The following is an 18,942-nucleotide window of genomic DNA, read 5'->3' as shown; positions in this document are numbered from 1 at the left end:
AGTCTCATTGGTCACGCGTGGTAGCCACGGCGTGCGGGGCGGTTCCCTGTGCCCGCTGCACCTCTAGCGGGCGGGCCGCGAGGGGGCCGCTGCCGGTCGCCATCCCGGGCGCAACCCGCGTCGCCCTGGCCTCGGCAGCCGCGGTCCTGGCCGGCAGCCGGGCGCTCGCGGCGCGGCCGCTTGAGGTGCTGCGGGCAGAGTGAAGCGCCCCGCGCGCCGTTGCTACTATTCGTGACCAATGAGATTAGTCCGACCAGAATCGCTGCGGCGTCTGCAAGCAGGCTCGACGGTGGCCGCGACCCTCGTTTGGCTCGCGGTGCTCTGCCTGCCGCCGGCCGCGGCGGCGGAACAGCCTTCGTCCGACCGTCGCCTGGAACCGGTTCCGCTGCGGACCGTCTCTCCACTCCGCCTGATCTTCTTTCAGCTCGCGCCGGAAGGGGCTGGCACTCTGAGACACGGCGAATCGGTGTTCGGCGTGGATCTATCCGAGTCCAACGTTCTCCATATCCGCAACCTTCCACCGAGCGAGTTCGACGCCGAGATCAACTTGGAGATCACGCGGGTCAACCTGCGTTACCGACGAGGTCTTTCGGACAAGCTCGACCTCGGGGTCGAGCTTCCCCTCTACCAGTACCACACGGGACTCCTGGACGGTTCGATTCGCTCGGTCGAAGACTCCCTCGGCGATCTCAAGGTGCAACGAGCCTTCGAGCGGGAATCTCCGGCCAACGCGCTGTTTCGGTTCCAGCTGAAACGCGACGGTGAGACCTTCTTCGAGCTGCCCGGCCCCCGCTCGGGCCTTGGAGACCTCGCGATCACGCTCAAGAGGATCGTGCTGGCCCAATCCGGACGGCGACCGGCGTTCGCCTGGCGAGCCGCCCTCGAGCTGCCGACAGGTGACAAGGACTACTTGATGGGAAGCGGTGATGTCGACGTATCGGTGGGTGTCGCCAGCGACTATCGGTGGCCACGCTGGGCGGTCCACGGCAATCTCAACGCCACCTTCCCGTTCGGCGGCCCGTTCGAAGACGTGGGCCTGAACACTCCGCCGATGATCAGCGGTCACGTGGGCGGCGCCTATCGCCTGTCGACCTGGGCGCTTCATTTTCAGCTGGCAGGCACCACCAAGCCCTTCGAACTGGCTCGCGTTCGCGAGCCCAGTCCTCTTCCATCCGACTCCTTCGAGAACTTCGGCGGCTCGATCATCGACGGCACTCTCGGTGCCAGCCGACCTCTGGGCAGCCGCGGTCAGCTGTGGTTGGCGATCGTCGAGGACGTCCTGAACAGCACCAACGCCGCCTCGGACGTGTCGCTGCTGGTGAGCGTAATCCAGAGATCCCGCTGAGCTCAGCTCTCCGCCAGGAGCTTCTTGTCGATCTTGCCGATAGCCGTCTTCGGTAGCTCGTCGAGAATCTCGACAATTCGCGGCAGCTTGTACTTGGCCAGGCGCTCGGCCAGAAATGCCTTGAACGAATCCTCGGAGAAGTCGGTTCCGGGAGCGAGCACCAGGCAGGCCTTGCCCACCTCTCCCCATTTCTCATCGGGCACCCCGACCAGAGCCGCCTCGGCGACCCCCTCGAAGGCCAACATCACCGACTCGACCTCCGCCGGGTAGACGTTCTCCCCGCCGGAAATGAACATGTCCTTGGAGCGGCCCTTGATGGTGTAGAAGCCCTCGTCGTCCCTTACGGCGAGATCGCCCGTCCAGAGCCAGCCATCCCTGATGGTCTCGGCCGTGGCCTCTGGCCGATTCCAGTAACCGGGCATGACGTGCGGACCGCGAATCAGAAGCTCCCCGGCCTCGCCCGGACCGACCTCGGCGCCGCTCTCGTCGACGATCTTCATGTCGATGTGGAAGATCGGCATACCCACCGCGGTGGTCTTGTCGCGGACCCTCTCCCTCGGCAGCCAGAAGTTGTTGCCGGTGGCCTCGGTCAAGCCGTAGCCCATTTTGAAGTCGATACCGCGATCCCAGAACTTCTGCATGATCGGCAGCGGGCATGGCGCACCGCCAGAGATCACCAGCTCGAGTTTGGAAAAATCGGCTTCTTCCCAGCGCGGATCGGCCTGGATCATCTGGTACATCGTCGGCACGCCGACGTAGTGGGTGATGCCGCCCTTCTCAATCAAATCGAAGGTCTCGTCGAGGCTGAACTCCCGACAGAGAATGGTGGTGCCACCAACATGAACCAGCGGCACCATGAAGATGTTCGGCCCGCCGACGTGGAAGAAGGGCAGCTGCAGCGCCGCGACATGAGCGCCGTGAATGCCCCACGAGGCAATGGTGTTGACGCTGTTCCAGGTGATGTTGCCGTGGGTCAGGATCGCGCCCTTGGGCAGGCCGGTGGTGCCACCCGTGTAGTAGATGCCCCATGGATGGTCGAGCGTGAGCTGGGGCAGACCGTCGAGCTGCTCGGGCTGCAACTCTCGCTCTGAAAACGAGCGCTCCCCAGGGGCCGGCTCGCCGAACGCGATTACCTCCCGAATGCTCTCGAAGGATGGCCGTAACTCCTCGACCTGTGACTGCCAGTCCGGACTGTAAAACAGCATCACCGGCTCGGCGTCAGCGACGATCTCGCGGAGCTCGTGAACCGTCAGGCGCCAGTTGAGATTGTGAAGAATCGCGCCGATTTTGCCCACAGCCCAGAACAGATCCACAAACTCGGGACAGTTGGAAGAGTAGACCGAGACCAGATCGCCTTCCTCGACTCCCAGCGAGCGCAGGTAGTTGGCGCTTCGGTTGACGCGCGCGTTCCAAGCGGCATAGGTGATCTTCGGCCCTCCGAGACCTTCGATCAGCCCGACGCGATCCGGTGTCAGGCCGGCGCGCTTGCCGAGCCAGTCGGTGACGTAGTGAGACGTCTGCGGAATCATTGTGCCTCCTCCAGTCGGCTCTATCCGGCCGGGCCCCACCGCACGATGCCGGCACCCCAGACGTAGCCGATTCCAGCGCCGAGGATCACCATGAGGTCGCCGCCTTTCAATGCGCCGGTGCGCTCGCCCTCGATCATCGAGATGATCGCGTCCTGTTCGCCGATGTGGCCGATATGCCCAAGGTAGACCGATTGCGCTTCGGACAGCCCAAGCAGCTCTAGGATTTGTCTATGAGCGGAAGGTTTGACCAGAAGCATATTGAGGTAGCCGAGATCCTTACGGCCGTAGGGCGTGCCGTCCGGCTTGGTGCCCGACTTGGCGAGGGCCTCGTCAACGCAGTGCATCCAGTTGTCGATCGAGACTTCCCCGAGCCGGCTCTTCATCGCCTCGGGCTCGACCAGGTCGAACTTGAATCGCCCATGAGCCACCGCCTCGTCGCTCGGATGCTCGATCGTGCCGCTCGCGGGCACGATCACGTGGCGGCTCATCGAGCCGTCGGACATCAGGTGGCTGCCGAGAACCTGATTCTCGGGCCAGTCGCGTCGCACAATCAACGCGCCGGCGCCTGCTCCGATGTTGAACAGGAACGAAGTGCGCGGGTTCGAGAAATCGATAAAGTCGGCAACCGTATAGCCGCCCGCGATCATGACCGTCTCAATCGAGGTATCGTCGCGTATCAACGACCGCGCCAGCTTCAGAGCCGCGATAGTGGTCGCGCAACGCATGTGCACATCCATGCCCCAGGCGTTGACCGCGCCGATCTCCGCCGCCAGATCGATTCCCGCGGTCCAAAGAGCGTACTCCTTCCACTCTTCGGTCGTGCACAGCAGCACGTCGATCTCCTTCGGATCCATGCCGGTCTTGTCCAGACATTGCCTCGCCGCCCGAGCCGCCATCTCATTCGGGTGGACATTCGGATCGGTAACGTGCTTCTGCTCGATACCGAGCTTCTCGCGAACCACCCATTCCTCCAGGCCGCTCGCCTCGGCGATGTCCGCAGCAGACATCACCCTGTTGGGCAGGTACATCCCCGCGCCGACGATCCCCATGGTGAATCCGTCCGTCATGCGCTTGAACCGGTATGCCGATTTCGCAAAGCGAGATGAAGAGCTCCCCCGACCACGGTTGCAGCCACCACCCCGAGGGCGGTCGAGATGCCCGGGTTCTTGACCGACACGCCAACGTAGTACGGGAAGTAGCTCTGCCCGGTGTAGTAGAGCGCGAAGTGCACCACGACCGCGGTCACCGCGGCGGCGACCACCGCTACGCGCGGCGTATCGTGCAGAAAGGTTCCGAAGAGCACGGGCACGAACGCCGCCGCGAAGAAGGCATAGACGCCCAGCTGGGCAAAGATGATCACGCTCAGGTTCGGCGCCACCAGCTGCCAGTAGGCCAAGCCGAAGGCCACTACTGCAAGGATGGTGATCACGACCCGGTTCAAGATGAAGAGGTAGTGATCCGTAAGAGTCCGACCGGTGATCCAGTCATGGATGTTGTGGATCAGATCGTTGGTGATGATGATCGACATCGACTGAATCAGGCCTTCGAGGGTCGACATGCCGGCCGAGATCAGTCCCAGAAACACCAGCACTCCGACAAACCAGGAAAACTGCGTGACCAGGTAGGTCGAGGTGACGCTGTCCGGAAGAATCGTCTGACCGCCGTGCATGAGATCGGGGAACTCAATCCGGGCGTAAAGGCCGACGACAACCACCAAGAAGAAGAGCATCTGCACGATGATGCCGGCGACGAGATAGCGGTTGACGTCGCTCTTCTTCTTGAGCAGCAACGACTTGGTGATGATGTGCGGCTGGCAGACGATCGCAATCCCCACAACGATGGTGCAGAAGATGACTGCGAAGCCGTCCCGGAAGAGTGGGCTCTCGGTGTTGTAGAGCGTGGCGAGATTGGGATCGACACTTCTCAGCTTGCCAAGGAAACCGCCCAACCCTCCGGCGAAGTGCTCCAGACCCGAGCCGAGCAGAATCACCGCCACCACGAGCATGATCACGCCCTGCACGGTGTTGGTGTAGACCATCGAGTTAGCGCCGCCGAACATCATGTAGCCGAACGAGAAAACCACCAGCGCCGCGAGCACCAGGGTCTCGTTCAATCCCAGGGACGCCGCGACGACCTTGGTCAGGCCTACCAGAATGAGCACGATGAAGGTCACCAGAAGCAGTGACAGAAACGCAAAGAAGACAGCAAACGCCTTGCTCTCGTACCTCTGTCCAACCCACTGCGACAGCGTCAGCGCTTTGACCGACTCGCCGTACTTCCGGAAGCCCTTGGTCAGCACGACCAGCGATATGAACATCGAGATCGGCAGCACCACGCACAAGCCGAAGACGGCGCTCAGCCCGAAGTAGGCCACAAGCCCGGGATTGATGATGAAGGTCGCGGCACTGGTCGTCGACGCCGCCAGCGCCAGCCCCACCGCGATCGGCGAAAACGCGATGTTGCCCACCGCGTAGTCGGCGACGCTCTTGTTGCGCCGGGCGCCGCGCACCACCAGGACGATGATGGTGGTCATGTAGGCGAGGACCAGCAGCCAGCTGGCCAGGATCTTGGGTTCCATGGGCTAGCCTCCGCCTCCGGAACGGTCGACCGTCCCGTGCTGTAGCGGTCGATCTCCGCTTGCCCTCGAGTTAATCGAAGGGTGTCGACCGTCTGCCGTTCGCAGCTCTCCCGCGGTTCGACCCGATAGTGGGCCGCCGGTGCGCTCTTCTCGCTCGGCGGACCTCGCTCGCAAGAGGCACGCGGCCGGCCTTTCAGGCGCAGTGCCGTTCGTCGGAGGGTCGGGCATTAGGCCTCCCTCGTCACAGCCGGCGTATCGGACATACGTCGAGGAGCCCGATCGAAGCGTGACGCCGCAGATTCAGGCATTTCCGCCGCTCTGGAAGTCGGTCGATTTGGCTTTCATGAACGCCCTCAGCATCGGAAAGAAGATGTCCTTCTTCTCGAGATAGAGGACGTGCCCGGCACCCTCGACCAGCTCGAACCGGATGTCCGGGAAGACATCGAGCATCTTCTTCTGCTGCCAGAGAGGCAGCACTCGATCCTGGTCACCGGAGACCAGAAGCGTAGGGGTCTTGACAGCACGGTACTCCGGCAGGCGCTCCTCGAGCGCCTCGAAGAAGGGGTTCTGGGCCTCGGTCAGGCGCACCAATGAGTGGACACGATCCTTGTAGCGATTGAAGAAGCGCTGGCGCATGTCCTCGAGAGTCTCCGGAGGCAGAGCCCTCAGAAACGGCTCGCCGAAGATCTTCTCGTAGAGGTAATGCGTGTAGATCTCGAAGGCCACCTGACCGGAGCGGTAGAAGAGCAGCGAAAGATCCTGATACATCTCGAACTGGCGCTCGTGGCTGAGCAGAATCCCCGACAGGGTCAAGGTGTGCAGCCGCTCCTGATAGAGCCGCCCGTAGTCGAGCGCGATGAACCCGCCGTAGGAGATTCCCATGACGTGGATCTTGTCGATCCCCAAATGATCGATGATCCCGGTCAGGTAGTGGCAGAAGTCGGGTATGTAGTGCGGCTCGTCCGGGCACGACGACTGGCCCTGCCCCAGATAGTCGTACAGGATGACGTCGTATTCGTCGACAAGCTCGGGCAGGCACCAGTACCAGGCCGGAGTGTGCATGGCGAGGCCGTTGAGAAGACAGACCGCCTCTTTGTCACCCTTGCCGTGGTACTCCCAGTAGATCTGGTGCTCGCCGAACGGCAGGTGACCGCTCTTGTCGGGCGTCACTTCAGGCATAACTCCTCTCCTCTGAAGCAACCGTGGCGCCGAGCTCTGTGGCTGAGCAGACCGATTGAGGGCCGCCGGTGCCGTCTTCTCGCTCGGCGGACCTCGCTCGCAAGAGGCACGCGGACGGCCCTTCAGGCACAGTGCCGGCTCGAGGTCAGAGTGATTCGTGGGCGAGCGCCGATGCTCGCCGGATCGGCAGGCAACCCGCTCAGGGGGCTCTCCGCAAGCGCTCGAGATGACGACCGGAGGCCCCTTGCGGTTTGCGCGCTGCGGAGCGCAGGCGAGGGCCCGCCCCCTGCAGGCCTCCGAGCCCGAGCCGTCCCCTGGAGGATTAGCCTGCCGAACGGCGCCAAGGCGCTCTCGGGGGCAGGACCACGAGCCCGCATCAGGCTGCCTGCTTCAAGACCGTGCACACGGACGCGCAGATCGGTCCACCGATGTTGAAGGTCGCCGCCACCTCGGCGTCCCGGCGCTGGAGCTCGGCAGGAGCCTTGCCCATTAGCTGCTTGGCCGCCCACCCGATCATCGCGACACCCGTCGCGCCAATAGGGTGTCCTTTGGCGATCAGACCGCCGGACGTGTTGACGGCGCAATCCCCCTGTACCGACGCCCGACACTCTTTCCAGAAGCGGGCGCCCTCGCCGTAGCCAGCCTTGCCAATGACCTCGACCCCGATCGCGCCCATGACGGTAAAGCAGTCGTGAACCTCGGCGACCGTGACGTCGGCGGGTGTGACCGCCGCCATCTCGTAAGCGGTACTCATCGCCTTGAGCGCGCCGGCCGGACGCAGTACGTCCCGACCCTCCTTCTTGACCGGGTCGGTGGCCTGGGCGAAGCCCGCGAGCTCGACACAATCCTGCTTCGCCACCCCGAGCCTGGCCAGCCCCTCTTCGGTCGCCAGGATCAGTCCGGCATACCCGTCGGTGATCTGTGAGCAGTCGTAGGTCTTGAGCGGCAAGCCTTCGACGATGTAGCGGTTGATGCCCTCGATCGTCGTCGCCTGCTCGAGGGTCAGATCGACCCTGCTCATCTGCGCGTCAGGGTTGTGAGTGGCGTGAGCGTACTCGGCCACCGCAATCCGGGCGAGGTCTTCCTCGCTCACTCCATGGGTCTCCATATAGAGCTGCATCACCTCCGCAAACAGATGCGGGAAGATGTAGGCCTTGCCTTCCCGCTCGTCCGGATGCGAGAACACACCCAGGGCCTTGCCGACCAGCTTGCCATCCATCTTGCCCTCGTCGTTGCGCATCTTTTCGAAGCCGACCGCGATGCCGACGTCCCCCAGCCCCAGCAGGAGCTTGTGCGCCACCGACAGGACCGCCTGCCCTCCCGAGGCACACGCGTTTTCGACCGATTCCATCGGCTTGCCCTCGAGGCCCGGTACCATGGCCATCAGGCCACTCAAGAGTCCCTGATCATTGAGCGTGAAGCCGCAGGCCGACCCGATCGACGCGACGTCCACGGCCGAAGCCCCGGCGTCGATCTCCGCACAAGCACCGAGGACGGCGTTGGAGACGATCTCGGGGACGGTCATGGTCTTGAGCTTGCCGAATCTCGACTGGTGATAACTGGCTATGAAGAGTGGTTTGTGAAACATCGTTTCTCCTATCGGATTTCGTGCTTTTGCAGGAACTCGAGGCAGACCTCGGTCAGCCAGGACGGATCTTCAGCGACCAGGGCATGGCCGCTGGTCTCGTGCGTACGGATTTCCGCGCCGCGAATCGCGGCCGCCAGGGCGCGTGATCGCTCCGGCGGAATGACGCGATCGCCCGCGGCGATGACGACCAGCGTCGGGCAGCGAATGGCGCTCAGGTACGGGCGCACATCGAGGTCTTCGGTCGCGGCCATGATGCCCTCGAGTCCCTCGAACCAGATATCGGGAAGAGCCGCGACCTGCTGACGACGCGCCGCCAACTCATCGGCGTACTTCTCTCGGAAGGCGTCGGAGTAGACTTCTTCGACCACTCGGTCGTGCAAGCGTCCTTTGTCGCCGCCCGCAAGGGCCTCCTCGACCAACAGGCGCAGATCCTCGACGCCTTGCCAGATTGGTTCGGTGGCGTAATCCGAGGCCGTTACCGCGATGAGAGACCGCACCCGCTCGGGTCTCAGGGCCGCAAAGAAAAGACCGATCTCACCACCGTAGGAGGTGCCGAGCACATGCGCCGACTCGATCCCGAGGTGGTCGAGCAGGTCCGTGAGATCGCCGACGTTCTCGGCCAGAGCCGCCGGCGCCCTGCCCGGACTCAGCAGCTGTCCGCGCAGGTCGTTGAGCACCAGTCGATGGCTCTTTGCCAGCAGCGCCGAAACGGGCTCCCAGGCGGCATAGGTCATCAGCCCGCCGTTCAGGAGAAGTACGGGCTCTCCGTCGCCCTCGACCTTGTGCGCCAGGATCTCGATCGTCGTCATGGCACCCCCTCCGCGCCGGCCTCCTCCATCAGCTCCTCGATGGGGCCCGTCAGAGTAGGAGGAGGCGGCTCCGTTCGAAGCACCTCACCCAACCTCGCGGCCAGCTTGGCGGGACACTCGTTCGCCGGATGGTGGCCGCAGCCGGGAATGGTAGTGAGCCGCGAGCGCGGCAGCTGCCCCGCCATGCGCTCGGCGTACGCGAGCGTCATCAACTGATCCGACTCACCCCACAGCAGGTCGACCGGAACCGTCACCTCGTGCAGGCGGCCGTCCAAGAGATGAGCCACCAGGTCGTCGAGCTCCGCGGTCATTCTCCCGATCGGTCCCTTGGAGGCCTGTTCTACGATGTCGTCGAGCACGAAGTCCGGCGTTGGCGGACTGGAGGGGTCGCGAAGCGCCGTCATCAGAGTTCGCGCCGCCTCCCGATCGACCGGCGTCAGACTCAGGTCCGGCCGGTCGCCGGCCAGAGCTCCGCCGTTGATCAGGACGGCGCGCGCCACCGCTTCCGGATGGCGATGAGCATGGATCGTCGCGAGCCAGGCGCCCATCGAGCTGCCAACCAGGATGGCCGGTTGGTCGTCCAAGGTAACGGCCAGCAGTTCTTCGAGCCCTCCGTAGACGATGCCCATCGGCAGGGGTCCCTCCTCCGGCTCGCTGTCACCATGACCGGGAAGGTCGGGGATCAGCACCCGGTAGTCGGCGAGCAGGCTATCGACGATGCCCTGGAACGCGCCGGCCTGATCCCCGACACCGTGCAACAGCACCAGCGCCGGCCCCTCGCCGGCTTCCCAGTAGGCCAGGCTCCCGGCCGTACTCTCGAAGCTCTTGACCTCGAGTCCCGACTTGGCCAGCGACCTGCGAGTTGTGCTTTCGTAAACCGCCAACGGGTTGGCCCTCACGTACCAGAACAGGGCAATCACCACGATTGCCGCCAGAGCAAGAGCGGCCAGAACCCACTTGAGAACCGAACCAACTTGTCCCATCTTGTTTCTCATGAGCTCCCATCCAGCGCCTGCTGCACTCGGAAGGCACAGCCCGCTTGGTTGTAGCCGACACCTGAACCCACAAAGACGACCAAATCTCCCGGCTTCACCCTACCCTTGCCGACCGCGTCGTCGAACGCCATGGCAAGACAGGCGGAACCGGTGTAGCCACACTCCTCCATGATCGTGTGGGTCTTCTCGTCCGGAAGGCCCAGATCATCCATGACCAACTCGATCGAGGGCTTTCGCACCTGGGTGAACAACACGAGATCGAGCTCGTTCAGAGTAAACCCCCCTTCCGAGGCCAGCCTGCGGACCAGGCGGGGCCAGCCTTCGTGGTTGATCTCCGGCGGGTAGCGCTCGACCAACCGCACCTGGGTGCGCCCGGCCTCGACGCTTGCAGCCGAGGCTGGCTCGAACGTCCCACCGGAATAGATACCCCAGTGCCCGTGATAGGAGCCGTCGGCCTGCGTCGCCGCAACCACAAAGCCGGCCTCCGATCCGGCCTCGAGCACGGCGGCGCCGGCACCGTCGCCGTAGAAGAAGATGGTCGGATCATCCGGCGCCGCCAGCTTGCGCATCATGTAGACCCCGACCACCAAGACCGTTCGCAGACTGGGATTGGTCGCTAACCAGCCGGCGGCCGTGGCCAGTCCGGTCGGAAACGAGGCACAGGCACAGCCGATGTCGAACGTGCCCGCGTTCACCGCGCCCAGCTTGTGCTGTACCACGACCGAGGTCGCCGGCGTGATGTAGTCGGGCGAGTCCGTACCGACGATGATCAGATCGATCTCCTCCGGACTCCTGCCGGCACGTTTCAGCGCGCTCCGGGCCGCTCGCAGCGCCAGGTCCGAAGTCGCCCAGTCCTCGGGTGCGTACCAGCGCTTCTTGATCCCCGTCGACTGCTCCATTTCGTCGACGAAGTCCGGAAACTCGCCCGAGAAGCGCTTCCTCAACTCGTCGTTCGAAACCTCTATCTCGGGCAGATAGCTGCCGGTGGCGACGATCTGTCCAAATCGGCTCATGTCCGGCTCTGGTCAGGTACCGACCACGAGACCGCCGTCCACCGACAGCACCGAACCGGCCACGAAAGACGCGGCGTCGGACGCCAGCCAGACATAGGCGTTGGCGATGTCCTCGGGCTCACCCATTCGCCCGATCGGTGTTCTCGCGACCATGCCGTCGAGGATCTTCTGCGGCATGGCCTTGAGTATCTCCGTTCCGATGAAGCCCGGCGCCACGGCGTTGACGCGAATCCCATACCGCCCGAGCTCCCTCGACCAAGTGCGGCTCATGTTGATCACGCCGGCCTTGGTGGGCGCGTAGTTGCTCTGCCCGAAATTTCCGTAGTGACCGACCACCGAGGAGGCGTTGAGAATCACTCCGCCACCACCGCGGATCATGTGAGGCACCACCGCCCGGCCGCAGTTGAAAACGCCCTTCAGATTGACCGCGATGACGGCGTCGAACTGCTCGTCGGTCATCACCGCGACCACCTCGCCGTCCTTCCACTTCACCAGCTGGGCGTCCCGCACGATGCCGGCGTTGTTGACCAGAACGTCGATTTCCTTCCAGCGTTCGGCCACCTGTTCGGCGGCGGCATTCACCGCGGCGGAATCCGAGACGTCGACGGTCTGGAACATCCCCGCGGCCGGTGCCTCGCCCACGCCAATGTCCCAAACCGCAACGCGACAGCCCTCGTCGGCGAATGCTCGGACAGTCTGCCGGCCGATACCCGCCGCGCCGCCCGTGACGATAACGACCTTGCCCGCCAATCCGGTCTCGATCATGCCGCCTCCTTTTGTGTAGCTCTCGCCCCGGTGGAGTCACCACCGGGGCGAGAGTCGTGTTTGACTAGAAAAACCGATAACCGAAGGTCGCGGTCACCCGCATCGGATCGCCGAATGATCCCGTCAACACACCCAGGGTGGGGAGGTTGTAGCCGTTGGTCAGATACTCCTCGTCGGTCAGATTCTTGCCGTTGATGGTGAACCGATACTTGCCGTCGCCCGACAGCCAGCCGATCCAGGCGTTCCACAGATCGAAGGAGGGCTGGACGATGGGCAGCAGCGGCTGGGTATCATCGAACGGATCGGGGCCGCCCTCGTTGGTCAGCTCCGAGTCGTCGCGATAGGCGTAGCCGATGCTGCCGGAGATCAGACCGCCCCAGGCCGGCGTATTGAAGTTGAGATTGAGCGCGCCGGTGAGCTCGGGCGCGTTGGTGATCACCTGGGTATCGGCGAAGCCGTCGTTGTCGGCATCCAGCAAGTCCTCGCTCGAGTCGAGGTAGCTCAGGTTTCCAGACACACCCAGCCAGGTCGTGGTTGGCGACTTCCAGTCCCACTCCACCTCGAGGCCGTTGAGCGTCGCGTCTCCGCCATTGAGGAAATTGCCGAAGAAGGAGTCGTCCACACCGTCGCCGTCGGCGTCCAAGGAGGTGAAGGTCGAGACCTGGACGTCGGTGTAGTCGCCCGTGAAGAGGGCGGCGTTGAGGATCAGGCTGCGGTCCGCGACAAGCGACTTAACACCGACCTCGGCTACGGTCAGCACCTCGTCATCGAAGGGCAGCGCCGACTCGGGAAAGAACGTCTCCTGAGCGCGTACATTGTAACCGCCACTCTTGAAACCGCGCGACGCGGAGACGTACCACATGACGTCATCGCTGACCTGGTAGTCGAGGCCCAGCTTCGGCGACACCGACGAGAAGGTCGTAGTGTCGTCGTAGTCGGCAGCCACGCCGCCGGGAACTGTGTTGAGGGTATTGAACGCACGCCCGTTCTTGTCCTCCTCGGTGAGGCGCAGGCCGAAGTTCAAGGTCAGCTTGTCGTTGATGGCGTAGCTGCCATCACCGAACACCGCCAATGACTCGGTGTCCGTGTCGCCGTCGGTGGTACCGGTGACGGCCCCGCCGACGAAGCTGAAGGGCACCAGGCCGCCGGCGAAACCGTCGAAGTAGTAGAAGCCGAGCACACCGTTGAGCTTCCCGGAACCGGTGTAGATGAACTGGAACTCCTGCGAGTCCTGGTCGTCGAAATAGAAGGTGGTCGTGTCGGCGATGACCGCCGGCGTGGTGTCGAAGTCGATATTGTTCCTGGTGTCCGATTCACGGTGGGCGGTGATCGACTTGAACTGCCAGTCCTCGTTGATGTCCCACTGGATCACCATCGAGTAGCCCTCGGAGTCAGTGCCGTTGGCGGGATCGATGCCGCCCTCGGTATCGAAGAGGCCGGGCAGCGGGTCACAGGTGATACCGAAGGCGGGGCACCAGAAATTGGGCCCGAGCCGAGCGTAGCCCTTGGGCTCGGCGTCGTCCTCGGTCCGGTCGAAGGCCAGGTTCACCCGGACGTCCTCGCTGGGCAGCCAGTCGAGAGCGACGCGGACGGCGGTGGTGTCCTTGTCCGAGAGGTCACGCCCGGTGAACAGGTTGGTGCCGTACCCGTCGTGCTGCAACGAAGCGAACGCCAGCTTGCCGCGCAGCTTGCCCTCGATGAGCGGACCGCTGACGGAGAACTTGACGTCCTGGTTGCCGAAGTCGCCGCCGGTGAAAGAAATGCTCCCCTCGGGCGTGTCCGTCAGCTGCTTGCTCACGTACTTGATCGCGCCTCCGATCGTGTTCTTACCGTAGAGGGTTCCTTGCGGACCGCGCAGGACCTCGACCCGCTCGACGTCAAAGACGTCGAGAAGAGCGCCTTGCGGGCGGGCGATATAGACGTCGTCAAGGTAGAGGCCGACGCCGGGATCTACGCCCCAAAGCGGATCGGCCTGGCCGACGCCGCGCATGAACGCGGTCAAGGTGGTCGACTGGTTGCGGCCGGGATAAATTGAGAGATTCGGCACCTGCGCCTGGATCTCGGAGATGTCGCCGGCACCCTGATCCTCGAGGAGCTCGCCCGTGACCACGGTGACAGCCACCGGCACCTCCTGGATATTCTCCTCGCGCTTCCGGGCGGTGACGGTGATGACCTCACTCTCCTGCATCATCTCGGCTTCCGCCTCCGGGGACTCCGCCTCCTGGTCGTCAACGGCCGCTTCATCCTGCGCGAGTGCGGGCAGCGTCGCCGCTAAAAAGATGAACGCGAGAATCACGCAGCAGATCCGAAGAATGGGTGGGTTGCTCCAACTCATTGTGCCTCCTCTCCTGCCGAACCGGGGAGCGGAGCGGCAGCATCATTGACGTGTTCGCCGCCCGGTCTGGGCAGCAGGCCGTAGCGCAGCAAACGGATGAATTCCGTGGTTGCCTTCTCGGGACTCATGCCGAAGTGCATCGGAACTCCGAAGCACTTCTCGACGGTGAAGAAATAGAAGAACCAGCGGGTCGCCACCATGACCGCGACCATGGGATCGACGTCGCCGAAGTCGCCCGCCGCCTGCCGCTCGCGGAAGCGGTCCGCGTAGACCGCCTCGAAGCGGCCGGCCATGCCCTCGTAGAAAGAGTGAATGTGCCGCCCCTCGAACTCGATCACGTCCACATAGATCAGCAGGATGTAGGGCCTGAAATCCTCGACGACCTCTTCGATCGCCGCAGCCATCTCCTCCAGGTCCTCTGGAAAACCGCCAGCCGCAAGGACCCTGGTAAGAGGATGCTCGGGATCAGTTACCAACTCCCAGTACTGGTCGATGAGGCGTTGAAAGATCTCCTCCTTGTTGGCGAAGTGGTGGTAGAGGTTGCCGACCGAAAGCCCAGACTCCGCGGCAATCTGGCGCATGGAGGTCGCCCGGAAGCCCTGACTCGAGAACAGATGCAGAGCAGCCTCGAGGGCCTGTTCCACAGAGACTTCCGATCTCGGATCCTTAACAGCCGTTGTCATTGGGGTCCAACTCCCAACCGAACGTTCGGTTGGGAACCTATCGCGGCGGAAGATCTCTGTCAACCAGCTAACTCTGGCCCCCCAGGCGACGGGCGGAAAGGTGTCTACCGATCGGATTGAGCCGTTACCATCCCCAAACCCACCTTTTCCAAAAAGCTCTGATAGCGAGGGTCCGCGTGAAGGGTAGCGAAGTTGGGGTTGAGGGCTAAGACACTCAGACCGCTGTCGCGCTGAGCGTAGGCTCGCTCCAGCCACTCGAAGGTGCGATCGAACTCTCCCCGAACCGCAAATACCTCAGCGACCTTACTGGCTGACCGGGAGGCGTCGTTGTCGATCAACTCCGCGAGAGCGGCCTCAGCCTCCTCCTTCCGATCCAGGGCGTGAAGTACCAGTGCCCGACCGTAGCGGCGTAGGCTGGGGTCGGTCTCCCGTTCCATCTCCTCGAGCGCCTCCAGCTGCCGCGATTGCGCCTGAAAGACCATACCCAGCAACAGATGACCATTCGGGAATTCCGGATTGAGCTCGAGTGCCTTCTTCAACGCCGCCTCGGCGTCTTCCAGGCGACCCGCATAGTAGAGAAGAAGCCCGTGATTGGCCCGGGCGGACACACTGAGCGGGTCGAGCCTCACCGCCCTCTGGAAGAGAGCGATGGCTTCATCGAAGCGGCCCAAGGTCGCGGCAAGAACTCCCGCGCGATAAGCCACAGCCGCGCTTCCAGGCGCGAGCGTTAGCGCCTGTTGCATGGCCTCATCCCCTCCGGCCCAGTCCCAGTCTCGAAAAGCCCTGATCCAACCCAAGGCAGTCCATCCCTCGGGCAAGGTCTTGTCCAGTGCCAGAGACCTTTCCGCCGCCACCCTCGCCTTCGCCCATCCTTCGTCCGCCGGCAAGAAACCCCTATTCGCCTGGTGGTAGCGGACTCGCGCCAGCTCGGCCCAGGCCCGAGCGTAACCGGGTTCGAGCGCCAGGGCCTGGTCGAAGTACGCCACGGCCTGCTCGAGGTTCGCCTCGCTTTGCTTCTCCAGGAAGTACTTCCCCTGAAGATAGAGACCGTAGGCGTCAACGTTTTCTTCCCGGGGCTTGAGGCCACCGGCCACTGGCCCCAAAAGGGTAACCTCGAGCGCCGCGGCGACCGAGCGGACGATTTCGTCCTGGACCTCGAAAATGTCGTTCATCTCCCGGTTGTAGGTATTCGACCACAACTGGAAGCCGTCGGTGACATTGATCAGTTGAGCGGTGATTCGAACCTGACTCCCCACCCTCCTGACACTCCCCTCCAGTAGAGTCGAAACGTTCAGCTGCCGGCCTATCGCCGGTACGTCGCCGGTCAGTCCCCGAAAGCGGAACGAGGAGGTCCTCGCCGCCACTCGCAGGCCCGGGATCTGCGCGAGGACGTTCAGGAGCTCCTCAGCCAAACCGTCGGAGAAGTACTCCTGGTCCTTGCCCTCGCTCATGTCCACGAAGGGCAGGACCGCGACCGACGCCGAGCTGAGCGCCGGAGAGACCCTGGCCTCGGTCACCGGCCTCTCTCCGATCCGGCCCAGCCATATGCCGGCGGTGAGGGCACAGACCAAGGCCGCCGCGGCGCCGCCGATCCACAGACCCCACCGGGTGCGGTTGACAGCCGGCGCCGGCGCTGCCTCCTCGGGCTCTGAGAGCTGGCCGGAGCTTAGATCGCGCTCGAGTCGCTTGAGATCGGAGTAGAGATCCGAGGAACTCTGGTACCGAAGTCCCCTGTCCTTCTCCAACGCCCGGTTCACGATCCGCTCGAACTCGTCCGGCAGACGAGGATTGAGACGAAGAGGAGAAACGGGCTCCTCGGTCAAGATCTGGCTGAAGACGACCCCAGCCGAGCTGCCTTCGAAAGGCCGCCTTCCCGTCGCCGCTTCGTAGAGAACCTCCCCGAGCGAGAAGAGGTCCGCGCGCGCGTCCAGCTCGTCGCCTTTGATCTGTTCCGGCGACATATAGGCGATCGTGCCGATCGCTGCACCGGGCATCGTCAATACGAGCTCGGTCTTCTGGGCCCCTGTCGCCGGTGAGTGCCGGCCTATTCGCCCCTTGGTGAACTTGGCCACTCCGAAGTCCAGAACCTTGGCTTCACCATGCGCGGTGACGAAGATATTGGCGGGTTTGATGTCTCGGTGGACGATACCTGCCGCGTGGGCCGCTTGCAGCGCGTCTGCCACCTGAATGCCGATCTCGATCACTCGCCGAATCTCGAGCGGTCCCCCTCGAAGCAAGTGCTCCAGTGTCGTGCCCTCCATCAGTTCCATCACGAGGAAGGGGCGCCCTTCGTGCTCGCCGGCATCATGGACCGTGCAAATATGGGGGTGGTTGAGAGCCGACGCCGCACGGACCTCTCTCTGAAACCGCTCCGAGGCCTGCCGATCGCCCGCCAGATCGTCAGGCAACAACTTCAGCGCCACCCGACGCTCGAGCCGCGTGTCCTGGGCGATGTACACCACGCCCATACCACCGTCGTCGAGCTTCTCTAGGATCTTGTAGCAGAAGATCGCCTGGCCAATCATCGATGTCTGCTTTCACCGGGCATGTTACCCCTTGGCGGTGAATCGAGCCTGAGAGGTGCTGCTGATTGCTGCCCACAGATTGAAACGCAGGGCTGCTCTGGTCGGGCAGCGGCCTCTGCGGCACCACTCTGTCGAGCGTCCCGAGCGGGCTGGCTCGATGAGTTCCGGTTCAGCCCCGGCCGTCTATCAAGCCGACGAGATCGAAGTCCTTCGCGGTCAGGCCACCGGCTGCATGGGTGCTGAGAATCAAGGTTACCTTGCTGTAGCGGATATCGATATCAGGGTGATGGTCGCGGGCTTCAGCGAGTTCACCGACGAAATCGACGAAGGCCAGTGATGCGCGGAAGCTCGGGAACCCGTAGGTCCGAGTGATCGAGTCTCCGATCCATTTCCACTCGGGATGCACTGATAGACCGTCTTCTATTTCGTCGTTTTTCAAGAGCGCCATCGCATCCTCCGTTGTCGCGAGTTTGGCGCGCAGAGTAACAGAGCTTCCGCCGCCGAGGCGAGATGACCAGCCCCGGTGAGCGCCCCCTCAGCTCGCGACCGCGGCCCTGGCAATAACGTCCTTGTGCAGAAACGCCAGGATGGTACGCACTGAAACGTAGCCGAGAACTTCGCGGCCGGAGACCAGGGGCAAGTGCCGGAAGCCATAGGCCACCATGCAGTGGATTGCAAAAGCCGGGGGATCCTCGGGCGATAGCTTCAAGGGCTTGGGGCTCATGACCCGGGAGATGGGGGTCGTTGTCGCGTCGAGGTCTTTGCGCAGAACCCTGGTGAGCACGTGACGTTCGTTGAACAACCCCACCAGCTCTCCGTCCTCCTGAACCAGGACGCAGCCCGCCTGAGCTTCGCGCATCCGCTCGATTGCATCGCGTACCGTCTCATCGGGCGAAACGATGACCGCCGGCATGGTCGGAAGGTCCCCCACTCTGGCGTTCAGCAGCTTGCCGCGAAAGCCCGACCGTGCCTCCGGAAGGTCGAGCCCCGCCAAGTCGGTTCCGCACTCTTCGCAGATGTCGACACCCGGAATGTTGTCCGCCGCGCAATTGGGGCAGAGCACTAGCCACCCTCCGGCCGGGTCATCTGCTGGTGCAGCCGGGGCGGCAAGTTGAGCAGGGTCTCCGGGTAGTAGTCGGCGATGAGCTTCAAAATATCCCGGCCACCTATGAGACCGGGCTTGAGTCCTTGGTCATCGGGCAGTGGAATGTGCCTGTAGCCGCCTTCGTGCATGACCTCGATCGCGTCGGCGAGCCGGTCGTCGGGCGTCAAACTCGCCTTGATCGGACTCATCAGATCGCCGATCGGCATGTCGGAGTCGCCTTCCAGGGCGGTCCGGTTGAGAATGTCCCGCTCGGTGAAAATTCCGACCAGCCCACTGTCATCACAGACCAGAACGGCCACGCTGTGCTCCTCGTCCAGGAGTCGGTAGACCTCGTGGAGAGGTGTGGATGGGCTCACGGTGCACACGCGGCGGCGGGGCAGGTCCCGGATTCTCACCCGGGCAAGCAGCTTTTCAACCGATCCCATCGCCTCATCTTACCACTCAGGTCGTGCCCCAATGGCGCTCGACCGTGTGCTCCGCGTCTCGGACGCCG

At 63.5% G+C, this 18,942-nt stretch carries 16 protein-coding genes; 1 reads left to right on the top strand and 15 read right to left on the bottom strand.

Features of this window, described 5'->3' with window-relative positions; all coding sequences use genetic code 11:
- The first annotated feature begins 238 nt into the window (after nucleotides 1-238).
- Nucleotides 239-1,345, top strand: coding sequence for a DUF3187 family protein (locus GY769_19750; GenBank protein ID MCP4204156.1), 1,107 nt, complete (start codon nucleotides 239-241; stop codon nucleotides 1,343-1,345).
- Nucleotides 1,346-1,347: 2 nt separating this feature from the next.
- Here the strand turns inward: GY769_19750 and GY769_19745 are convergent, their stop codons facing one another.
- The 15 genes from GY769_19745 to GY769_19675 all read right to left on the bottom strand — a co-directional run bounded on the left by GY769_19745 (nucleotide 1,348) and on the right by GY769_19675 (nucleotide 18,874).
- The gene (locus GY769_19745) at nucleotides 1,348-2,874 is read right to left on the bottom strand and encodes a long-chain fatty acid--CoA ligase (protein ID MCP4204155.1); all 1,527 of its coding nucleotides are present in this window, start codon (nucleotides 2,872-2,874) and stop codon (nucleotides 1,348-1,350) included.
- A 20-nt stretch (nucleotides 2,875-2,894) separates the two neighbouring features.
- Nucleotides 2,895-3,941, bottom strand: coding sequence for a 3-oxoacyl-ACP synthase (locus GY769_19740; GenBank protein ID MCP4204154.1), 1,047 nt, complete (start codon nucleotides 3,939-3,941; stop codon nucleotides 2,895-2,897).
- Entirely contained in the window at nucleotides 3,938-5,452 is a 1,515-nt protein-coding gene (locus GY769_19735) for a sodium:solute symporter (GenBank protein MCP4204153.1), read from the bottom strand. The genes GY769_19740 and GY769_19735 overlap by 4 nt, the downstream gene beginning before the upstream one ends.
- Before the next feature lie 300 nt (nucleotides 5,453-5,752).
- On the bottom strand, nucleotides 5,753-6,631 hold the full coding sequence (locus tag GY769_19730) for an alpha/beta hydrolase (GenBank protein MCP4204152.1): 879 nt from the start codon (nucleotides 6,629-6,631) through the stop codon (nucleotides 5,753-5,755).
- 376 nt (nucleotides 6,632-7,007) lie between these two features.
- The gene (locus GY769_19725) at nucleotides 7,008-8,219 is read right to left on the bottom strand and encodes a thiolase family protein (protein ID MCP4204151.1); all 1,212 of its coding nucleotides are present in this window, start codon (nucleotides 8,217-8,219) and stop codon (nucleotides 7,008-7,010) included.
- Between the two features lie 8 nt (nucleotides 8,220-8,227).
- Nucleotides 8,228-9,028, bottom strand: coding sequence for an alpha/beta fold hydrolase (locus tag GY769_19720; GenBank protein ID MCP4204150.1), 801 nt, complete (start codon nucleotides 9,026-9,028; stop codon nucleotides 8,228-8,230).
- Entirely contained in the window at nucleotides 9,025-10,023 is a 999-nt protein-coding gene (locus GY769_19715) for an alpha/beta hydrolase (protein ID MCP4204149.1), read from the bottom strand. Before GY769_19715 ends, GY769_19720 begins: the two co-directional genes overlap by 4 nt.
- A complete protein-coding gene (locus GY769_19710; GenBank protein MCP4204148.1) occupies nucleotides 10,020-11,036 on the bottom strand; it encodes a ketoacyl-ACP synthase III in 1,017 nt (338 codons plus the stop codon). Before GY769_19710 ends, GY769_19715 begins: the two co-directional genes overlap by 4 nt.
- A gap of 12 nt (nucleotides 11,037-11,048) precedes the next feature.
- Complete coding sequence (locus GY769_19705; GenBank protein MCP4204147.1) at nucleotides 11,049-11,801, bottom strand: SDR family oxidoreductase; 753 nt, start codon at nucleotides 11,799-11,801, stop codon at nucleotides 11,049-11,051.
- Nucleotides 11,802-11,865: 64 nt separating this feature from the next.
- Nucleotides 11,866-14,136 (bottom strand): TonB-dependent receptor, encoded by a 2,271-nt coding sequence (locus GY769_19700; GenBank protein MCP4204146.1) that lies wholly within the window; start codon nucleotides 14,134-14,136, stop codon nucleotides 11,866-11,868.
- Nucleotides 14,133-14,819 carry a TetR/AcrR family transcriptional regulator gene (locus GY769_19695; GenBank protein ID MCP4204145.1) on the bottom strand — a complete coding sequence of 229 codons (687 nt, stop codon included), beginning with the start codon at nucleotides 14,817-14,819 and terminating at the stop codon, nucleotides 14,133-14,135. The genes GY769_19700 and GY769_19695 overlap by 4 nt, the downstream gene beginning before the upstream one ends.
- A 104-nt stretch (nucleotides 14,820-14,923) precedes the next feature.
- Nucleotides 14,924-17,344 (bottom strand): protein kinase, encoded by a 2,421-nt coding sequence (locus tag GY769_19690; GenBank protein ID MCP4204144.1) that lies wholly within the window; start codon nucleotides 17,342-17,344, stop codon nucleotides 14,924-14,926.
- A gap of 169 nt (nucleotides 17,345-17,513) precedes the next feature.
- The gene (locus GY769_19685; protein MCP4204143.1) at nucleotides 17,514-17,792 is read right to left on the bottom strand and encodes a 4a-hydroxytetrahydrobiopterin dehydratase; all 279 of its coding nucleotides are present in this window, start codon (nucleotides 17,790-17,792) and stop codon (nucleotides 17,514-17,516) included.
- A gap of 87 nt (nucleotides 17,793-17,879) precedes the next feature.
- On the bottom strand, nucleotides 17,880-18,407 hold the full coding sequence (locus GY769_19680; GenBank protein ID MCP4204142.1) for a CBS domain-containing protein: 528 nt from the start codon (nucleotides 18,405-18,407) through the stop codon (nucleotides 17,880-17,882).
- Nucleotides 18,407-18,874, bottom strand: coding sequence for a CBS domain-containing protein (locus tag GY769_19675; protein MCP4204141.1), 468 nt, complete (start codon nucleotides 18,872-18,874; stop codon nucleotides 18,407-18,409). Before GY769_19675 ends, GY769_19680 begins: the two co-directional genes overlap by 1 nt.
- Between the last annotated feature and the right edge of the window lie 68 nt (nucleotides 18,875-18,942).

Source organism: bacterium, assembly GCA_024224155.1.
Classification (GTDB): Bacteria; Acidobacteriota; Thermoanaerobaculia; order Multivoradales; family JAHEKO01; genus CALZIK01.
Note: the sequence above shows the minus strand (reverse complement) of the source record. Positions and strands in the feature narration are given on the sequence as shown.

Excerpts from the sequence above, each read along its gene's own strand:
- GY769_19685 (MCP4204143.1), bottom strand. The coding sequence starts at position 17,792 with ATGGCGCTCTTGAAAAACGACGAAATAGAAGACGGTCTATCAGTGCAT.
- GY769_19710 (MCP4204148.1), bottom strand. The coding sequence starts at position 11,036 with ATGAGCCGATTTGGACAGATCGTCGCCACCGGCAGCTATCTGCCCGAG.
- GY769_19730 (MCP4204152.1), bottom strand. The coding sequence starts at position 6,631 with ATGCCTGAAGTGACGCCCGACAAGAGCGGTCACCTGCCGTTCGGCGAG.
- GY769_19745 (MCP4204155.1), bottom strand. The coding sequence starts at position 2,874 with ATGATTCCGCAGACGTCTCACTACGTCACCGACTGGCTCGGCAAGCGC.
- GY769_19725 (MCP4204151.1), bottom strand. The coding sequence starts at position 8,219 with ATGTTTCACAAACCACTCTTCATAGCCAGTTATCACCAGTCGAGATTC.
- GY769_19715 (MCP4204149.1), bottom strand. The coding sequence starts at position 10,023 with ATGAGAAACAAGATGGGACAAGTTGGTTCGGTTCTCAAGTGGGTTCTG.
- GY769_19675 (MCP4204141.1), bottom strand. The coding sequence starts at position 18,874 with ATGGGATCGGTTGAAAAGCTGCTTGCCCGGGTGAGAATCCGGGACCTG.
- GY769_19720 (MCP4204150.1), bottom strand. The coding sequence starts at position 9,028 with ATGACGACGATCGAGATCCTGGCGCACAAGGTCGAGGGCGACGGAGAG.
- GY769_19690 (MCP4204144.1), bottom strand. The coding sequence starts at position 17,344 with ATGATTGGCCAGGCGATCTTCTGCTACAAGATCCTAGAGAAGCTCGAC.
- GY769_19735 (MCP4204153.1), bottom strand. The coding sequence starts at position 5,452 with ATGGAACCCAAGATCCTGGCCAGCTGGCTGCTGGTCCTCGCCTACATG.
- GY769_19700 (MCP4204146.1), bottom strand. The coding sequence starts at position 14,136 with ATGAGTTGGAGCAACCCACCCATTCTTCGGATCTGCTGCGTGATTCTC.
- GY769_19695 (MCP4204145.1), bottom strand. The coding sequence starts at position 14,819 with ATGACAACGGCTGTTAAGGATCCGAGATCGGAAGTCTCTGTGGAACAG.
- GY769_19750 (MCP4204156.1), top strand. The coding sequence starts at position 239 with ATGAGATTAGTCCGACCAGAATCGCTGCGGCGTCTGCAAGCAGGCTCG.
- GY769_19705 (MCP4204147.1), bottom strand. The coding sequence starts at position 11,801 with ATGATCGAGACCGGATTGGCGGGCAAGGTCGTTATCGTCACGGGCGGC.
- GY769_19740 (MCP4204154.1), bottom strand. The coding sequence starts at position 3,941 with ATGACGGACGGATTCACCATGGGGATCGTCGGCGCGGGGATGTACCTG.